The organism is Paracoccus sp. UBA889 (genome assembly GCA_002294185.1).
GTDB lineage: Bacteria > Pseudomonadota > Alphaproteobacteria > Rhodobacterales > Rhodobacteraceae > Paracoccus.
In genome coordinates this window covers 1-6,051 of sequence record DBFD01000068.1, presented here as the reverse complement: position 1 = coordinate 6,051, position 6,051 = coordinate 1, and the positions used below count along the sequence as shown (strand labels likewise).

Genomic DNA, 6,051 nt, shown 5'->3' with positions numbered 1-6,051 from the left:
GATGCAACGGAATCACGGAGGGGCTGAAATCTTTACCCAAATCTGTGATGCACATGGGCCACACTTGCGTGATCGCCGCCGTCCAGGCCCGCGAACGGGTCCGTCCCGCCGCCGCCCCAAGGCGCTTGTGGCGCGGGGGCGATCCGCGCTAAGGCTTCTGTCGACGCGAAGAACCGGGGGACACCATGAACACCGCACGCGCCGCGCGACTGACGCTGGTTATGATCCTGAGCGCCGCTCTTTCCGCCTGTGGCGGCGCTGCCTCAAGCGACCGGGACGTTCGCCCCGATGAGCGCAGGACGACGATCTGGGATCTGTTTCGCAACAACGAGAATCCGAACAACACCGTCGGCGTGAACAAGTATCTGTGGAACGCCAGCCTGGATGTGCTGAACTTCCTGCCGGTCCAGTCGATCGACCCCTTCACCGGCGTGATCGTGACCGGTTACGGCACGCCTCCGGGCGGCGGCCGGTCTTATCGCGCGACGATCAAGGTCAGCGATCCGGCGCTGGATGCGCGCAGCCTGAAACTGTCGCTGCAGGGGCCGGGCGGCGCGGCCGTCGAGCCGGGAACCGTCCGCGCGGTCGAGGATGCGATCCTGACCCGCGCGCGGCAGTTGCGGATCCAGGACGGGCGGCTCTAGGGCCTGCCGGGCGAGGCTGGACCCGCCAATCGCCGCCGTATAAACACGGCGGCGAAGAACGACGCCAGACAGGTCCGCACGATGCCCTATGATCCCGCCCGCAGCGAAGCCCACTGGCAGACGACCTGGGCCGATGCCGGCAGCTTTGCCGCGACCCGCGACGCGCGGCCGAAATATTACGTGCTCGAGATGTTTCCCTATCCTTCGGGACGCATCCATATGGGGCATGTGCGCAACTACACCATGGGCGATGTGGTGGCGCGGTTCAGGCGCGCGCAGGGCTTTTCCGTGCTGCACCCGATGGGGTGGGACGCCTTCGGGATGCCGGCCGAGAACGCGGCGATGGAACGGGGCGGCCACCCGCGCGACTGGACCTATGCCAATATCGCGACGATGCGCGAACAGCTGCGCCCGCTGGGCCTGTCCATCGACTGGTCCCGCGAATTCGCCACCTGCGACGATGATTACGTGGCCCAGCAGCAGGCCCTGTTCCTGGACATGCTGGAGGCCGGACTGGTCACCCGCAAGTCGGCGCAGGTGAACTGGGATCCGGTGGACATGACCGTGCTGGCCAACGAACAGGTCATCGACGGCAAGGGCTGGCGGTCGGGCGCGGCGGTCGAGCGGCGCGAACTGACCCAGTGGTTCTTCCGCATCAGCGACTATTCCGATGAACTTCTGGCGGCGCTTGACGGGCTGACCGGCTGGCCCGACAAGGTGCGGCTGATGCAGGCCAACTGGATCGGCAAGTCGCGCGGGTTGCAATTGCGGTTCCCGACAGTCGATGCGCCCGAGGGATTCGAGGCGATCGAGGTCTACACGACCCGCCCCGACACGCTGATGGGTGCGTCCTTCGTGGCGCTGTCGCCGGATCATCCTCTGGTGCGCGATCTGGCCGCCGCCGATCCGAAGGCCGCCGCCTTCATCGAGGAATGCCGCCGCATCGGCACCACCGAAGAGGCGATCGAGACCGCGCCGAAAATGGGCTTCGATACCGGGCTGACGGCGCGTCATCCGCTGGACCCGGACTGGCACCTGCCAATCTGGATCGCGAATTTCGTGCTGATGGATTACGGCACCGGCGCGATTTTCGGCAGCCCCGCCCATGACGAGCGCGACCATCAATTCGCGACCAAATACGGCCTGCCGATCCGGGCGACGTTCGGCGAGAAGGGGATGGATCCGGCACAGGCCGACGCGCTGGTCGCGGCCGCGCCCTATGTGCCGCCGAAATCGGAAACCCTCACCTACGTCCGCGGCTTCGCCGGCGCGGCCGACCAGACCGGCGAAGCCGCCGTCGATGCCGCCATCGCCCATGCGGAACGCGAAGGCTGGGGCGAGGGTGTGACCAGATACCGCCTGCGCGACTGGGGCATTTCGCGGCAACGCTATTGGGGTTGTCCGATCCCGGTCGTGCATTGCGACGCCTGCGGAACCGTGCCCGAGGCCAAGGCCAATCTGCCGGTGCTGCTGCCGCGCGATGTCAGCTTCGATGTGCCCGGCAACCCGCTGGACCGGCATCCGACCTGGCGTCAGGCCATCTGCCCGACATGCGGCGGCGCGGCCCTGCGCGAGACCGACACGATGGACACCTTTGTCGATTCCTCGTGGTATTTCGCGCGCTTCACCAGCCCCCATGCGGCGACCCCGACCGACCGCACCGAGGCCGATTACTGGATGAATGTGGACCAGTATATCGGCGGCGTCGAACATGCGATCCTGCATCTGCTGTATTCGCGCTTTTTCGCCCGCGCGATGGTCAGGACCGGCCATCTGCCCGAGACCGCGAAAGAGCCGTTCAACGCGCTGTTCACGCAGGGCATGGTGACGCACGAGATCTACATGACCACCGATGCGCGGGGCCGCGCCGTCTATCACCTGCCCGAGGATGTGACCGACGGCCGTCTGGCCGACGGAACCCCGGTCAAGGTCATCCCCTCGGCCAAGATGTCGAAATCCAAGAAGAACGTCGTCGATCCGCTGGACATCGTGGCAAGCTACGGCGCCGACACCGCGCGCTGGTTCATGCTGTCGGACAGCCCGCCCGAACGCGATGTCGAATGGACCGCCGCCGGGGCCGAGGCCGCACATAAATTCCTGTCGCGCCTCTGGCGGCTGGCCGAGGATGCGGGCGCAGATCGCGACGATCCCGATCTGACCCGCGCCGCCCATCGCGCCATCGCCGACGTGACCCGCGCCATCGAGACCTTTACCTTCAACAAGGCGGTGGCGAGGCTCTATGAACTGGCCAATGCGATCGGCAGGTCCGGCGCCGGGGGCGAACCGCGCAAGGCGGTTCTGCGGATCATGGCGCAACTGATGGCGCCCATGGTGCCACATCTGGCCGAGGATGTCTGGACCATGTCGGGCGGGCAGGGCCTGGTCGTCGATACCCCCTGGCCACAGGCGGACCCGGCGCTGCTGGTCGATGACAATGTCGTCCTGCCGATCCAGATCAATGGCAAGCGGCGGGCCGAGATCAGCGTCGCCAGGGACATGCCCAAGGATCAGATCGAGGCCATGGTGATGGCCGACGAGACGGTGCGACGGTTCCTTGACGGGGCCGCGCCCAAGAAGCTGATCGTGGTGCCGGGACGGATCGTCAATGTCGTCGCGTGACCGCCTGTCGCGCCGCGCGGCCCTGCTGGGCCTGCTGGCCGTCTCGGCCTGCGGGCTGACGCCTGTCTATGGCCCGAACGGGGCGGGGCGCCGCCTTTTCGGCAAGATCCGCCCGCGCGATCCGGAAACCTACCAGGACTTTATCTTCAACCGCCGCCTGGCCGAACGTCTGGGCGGCGAGGGCGATCTCTACGATCTGGATTACGGCATCGCCATCGGCGTCGTTCCGCAGGCGATCACGCCCGACGAGGTGACAACGCGCTATTCGCTGAGCGGCACCGCCGATTTCGCCCTGAAGGACCAGGCGGGCCGCGTCCTTGCGCAAGGGCGGGTCAGCAGCTTTACCTCGTATTCCACCACCGGCACGACCATCGCCACGCTGTCGGCCGAGGGTGATGCCCGGCAGCGGCTGGCCACGATGCTGGCCGATCAGGTGGTCACGCGGCTGCTGGCGGCGTCCGCTTCGCTGCCGGAATGAACCTTAAGGGCGGAGAGATCGCCCGCTATCTGGCGCGGCCCGACCCTTCGCGCCCGGCCCTGCTGATCTATGGCCAGGACGCGATGCGCGTATCGCTGAAGCGGACCGAGGCGGTGGCCGCGCTGACCGGAGAGAAGGCCGACGAGGAAATGCGCCTGACCCGGCTGGCGGGTGGCGGGCTGAAGAAGGATCCGGCCGCGCTGCTGGACGCCGTCAAGGCGGTCGGCTTCTTTCCCGGCCCCCGCGTCGTTCTGGTCGAGGATACGCCCGATACGGCCGCCGAGGCGGTGGCGGCGGCGCTTGGTGAATGGCAGCCCGGTGACGCGGTGATCGTGGTGACGGCCGGGGGATTGGCCAAATCCTCGGCCCTGCGCAAGCTGTTCGAGCCGCATGGGCAGGCGGTCGCGGCCCCGGTCTACGACGATCCCCCCGGCGAGGACGAGATCGCGCGCTGGCTGGCCGCGTCGGGCCTCGGCGAAGTGTCGCGCGAGGCGATGCGCGATCTGACGGCGCTTGCGCGGGCCCTGGATCCCGGCGATCTGCGCCAGACGATCGAAAAGATCGGGCTTTACAAATATGGCGATGATACGCCCCTGACGCCGGCCGAGGTGGCGCTGATGGCGCCCGCGACCATCGAGGCCGATCTGGACGAATTGCTGCACGTCGTGGCCGAGGGACGATCGGATCGTTTCGGCGCCTTGATGCGGCGGATCGAGGGGCAGGGCGTCACGCCCGTCTCGCTGGCCATCGCCGCCCTGCGCCATTTCAGGGCGCTGCACCTGGCCGCCGCCGATCCGCAGGGGCCGGGCGCGGGCCTGTCGCGGATGCGCCCGCCGGTCTTCGGTCCCCGCCGCGACAGAATGGCCCGGCAGGCGCAAAGCTGGGGCCTGGGTCCGCTGGAAGAGGCGGTGCACGCGCTTCTGGACACTGACCTGATCCTGCGCAGTTCCAGCCGCGCGCCGCAGATGCCGCTGGTCGAGCGTGCGCTGATCCGGCTGGCGATGCAGGCGGGGCGGCGGTGAGCGAAACCGTCGAGGCGCTGGTGATCGGTGCCGGCCCGGCCGGCCTGATGGCGGCCGAGATGCTGGCGGGGGCGGGACATGCGGTCGTGATCGCCGAGGCGATGCCGACACCGGCGCGGAAATTCCTGATGGCCGGCAAGTCCGGGCTGAACCTGACCAGGGACGAGCCTTTGCCGGCGTTCCTGCGTCACTTCGGCGGCGCGACCGGGGCGCCGCCCCGGACCCCGGGATATTTCGACCAAGGCAAAGCCGTGTTAGGCCCGCCCGAGGTGATGGACTGGGCGCGCGGGCTGGGGATCGCCGTTTTCACCGGTTCCACCGGCCGGGTCTTTCCGGTCGGGATGAAGGCCTCGCCCCTGTTGCGGGCATGGCTGGCGCGGCTGGATGCGCGCGGGGTCCGGTTGCGGACCCGCTGGCGGTGGACCGACCTTGAGAACGGATTTCTCTTCGAGACGCCCGAGGGGCCGCGGCAGGTCAGCGCCGATGTTGCGGTGCTGGCGCTTGGCGGGGCAAGCTGGCCGCGGCTGGGATCGGATGCGGCCTGGGTTCCGCTGCTGCGCGATGCGGGGGTGCGGATCGCGCCGTTCCGTCCCGCGAATATGGGATTTCGTGTCGATTGGTCGCCCGCCATGAATCGCCATCTCGGGGCGGCCGTGAAGGGCGTGGCCCTGCGCGCGGGCGAGATGGTCAGCCGGGGCGAGTGGGTGATCGGGCGCCAGGGTATCGAGGGTGGCGGCATCTACGAGATTGCCGCCGTGATCCGGGACGGGGCCGGGGTGCGTCTGGATCTTGCGCCGGATCTGGGGCCGGATGCGCTGGTCCGGCGGTTCGCGCGGCCCCGGGCGAAGCTGTCGCTGGGCAATTGGCTGCGGCGAATCCTGGGCGATCCGATCAAGGTGGCGCTGATGCTGGAATGGGGGCGACCCTTTCCAGGCGATGCGCGGGGATGGGCGATGCTTGCCAAGTCCGTCCCGATGCCGCTGGGCGGGCCGATGCCGATCGAAGGCGCGATTTCCTCGGCCGGGGGGGTCACCGAGGCGGCGATCACCCCCGATCTGGAATTGCGCGCCCTGCCGAATGTCTTCGTCGCGGGCGAGATGCTGGACTGGGAAGCCCCGACCGGCGGCTATCTTCTCAGCGGGTGTCTGCTGACGGGGCGGATGGCGGGAATGGCTGCCTCGACGCGGTTGATCGAGGCTGGCGCGCCGCTCCGGAAACGGCAACCCTGAGCCATGCCGCGGTCAGGGGCGGGCGGGAGTCGCGCAGAGCGGGGATGCACCGCTAGAGC

General features: G+C 68.5%; 5 protein-coding genes. All 5 read left to right on the top strand.

The features are described 5' to 3' along the window. Positions 1-185: 185 nt before the first annotated feature. The 5 genes from B4L36_RS13865 to B4L36_RS13845 all read left to right on the top strand — a co-directional run bounded on the left by B4L36_RS13865 (position 186) and on the right by B4L36_RS13845 (position 5,992). The gene (locus B4L36_RS13865) at positions 186-644 is read left to right on the top strand and encodes a DUF3576 domain-containing protein (RefSeq protein WP_292958337.1); all 459 of its coding nucleotides are present in this window, start codon (positions 186-188) and stop codon (positions 642-644) included. Positions 645-725: 81 nt separating this feature from the next. Next, positions 726-3,263, top strand: coding sequence for a leucine--tRNA ligase (gene leuS, locus B4L36_RS13860; protein WP_292958335.1), 2,538 nt, complete (start codon positions 726-728; stop codon positions 3,261-3,263). Next, positions 3,250-3,741, top strand: a complete 492-nt coding sequence (lptE, locus tag B4L36_RS13855) for an LPS assembly lipoprotein LptE (RefSeq protein ID WP_292958333.1) — start codon at positions 3,250-3,252, stop codon at positions 3,739-3,741. Before leuS ends, lptE begins: the two co-directional genes overlap by 14 nt. Then, on the top strand, positions 3,738-4,763 hold the full coding sequence (gene holA, locus B4L36_RS13850) for a DNA polymerase III subunit delta (RefSeq protein ID WP_292958331.1): 1,026 nt from the start codon (positions 3,738-3,740) through the stop codon (positions 4,761-4,763). Before lptE ends, holA begins: the two co-directional genes overlap by 4 nt. After that, positions 4,760-5,992, top strand: a complete 1,233-nt coding sequence (locus tag B4L36_RS13845; protein ID WP_292958329.1) for an NAD(P)/FAD-dependent oxidoreductase — start codon at positions 4,760-4,762, stop codon at positions 5,990-5,992. Before holA ends, B4L36_RS13845 begins: the two co-directional genes overlap by 4 nt. Positions 5,993-6,051 lie beyond the last annotated feature (59 nt).

What these genes read in the sequence shown, in the direction of transcription:
- B4L36_RS13865 (WP_292958337.1), top strand. Translation starts at nt 186, where the DNA reads ATGAACACCGCACGCGCCGCGCGACTGACGCTGGTTATGATCCTGAGC.
- leuS (WP_292958335.1), top strand. Translation starts at nt 726, where the DNA reads ATGCCCTATGATCCCGCCCGCAGCGAAGCCCACTGGCAGACGACCTGG.
- lptE (WP_292958333.1), top strand. Translation starts at nt 3,250, where the DNA reads ATGTCGTCGCGTGACCGCCTGTCGCGCCGCGCGGCCCTGCTGGGCCTG.
- holA (WP_292958331.1), top strand. Translation starts at nt 3,738, where the DNA reads ATGAACCTTAAGGGCGGAGAGATCGCCCGCTATCTGGCGCGGCCCGAC.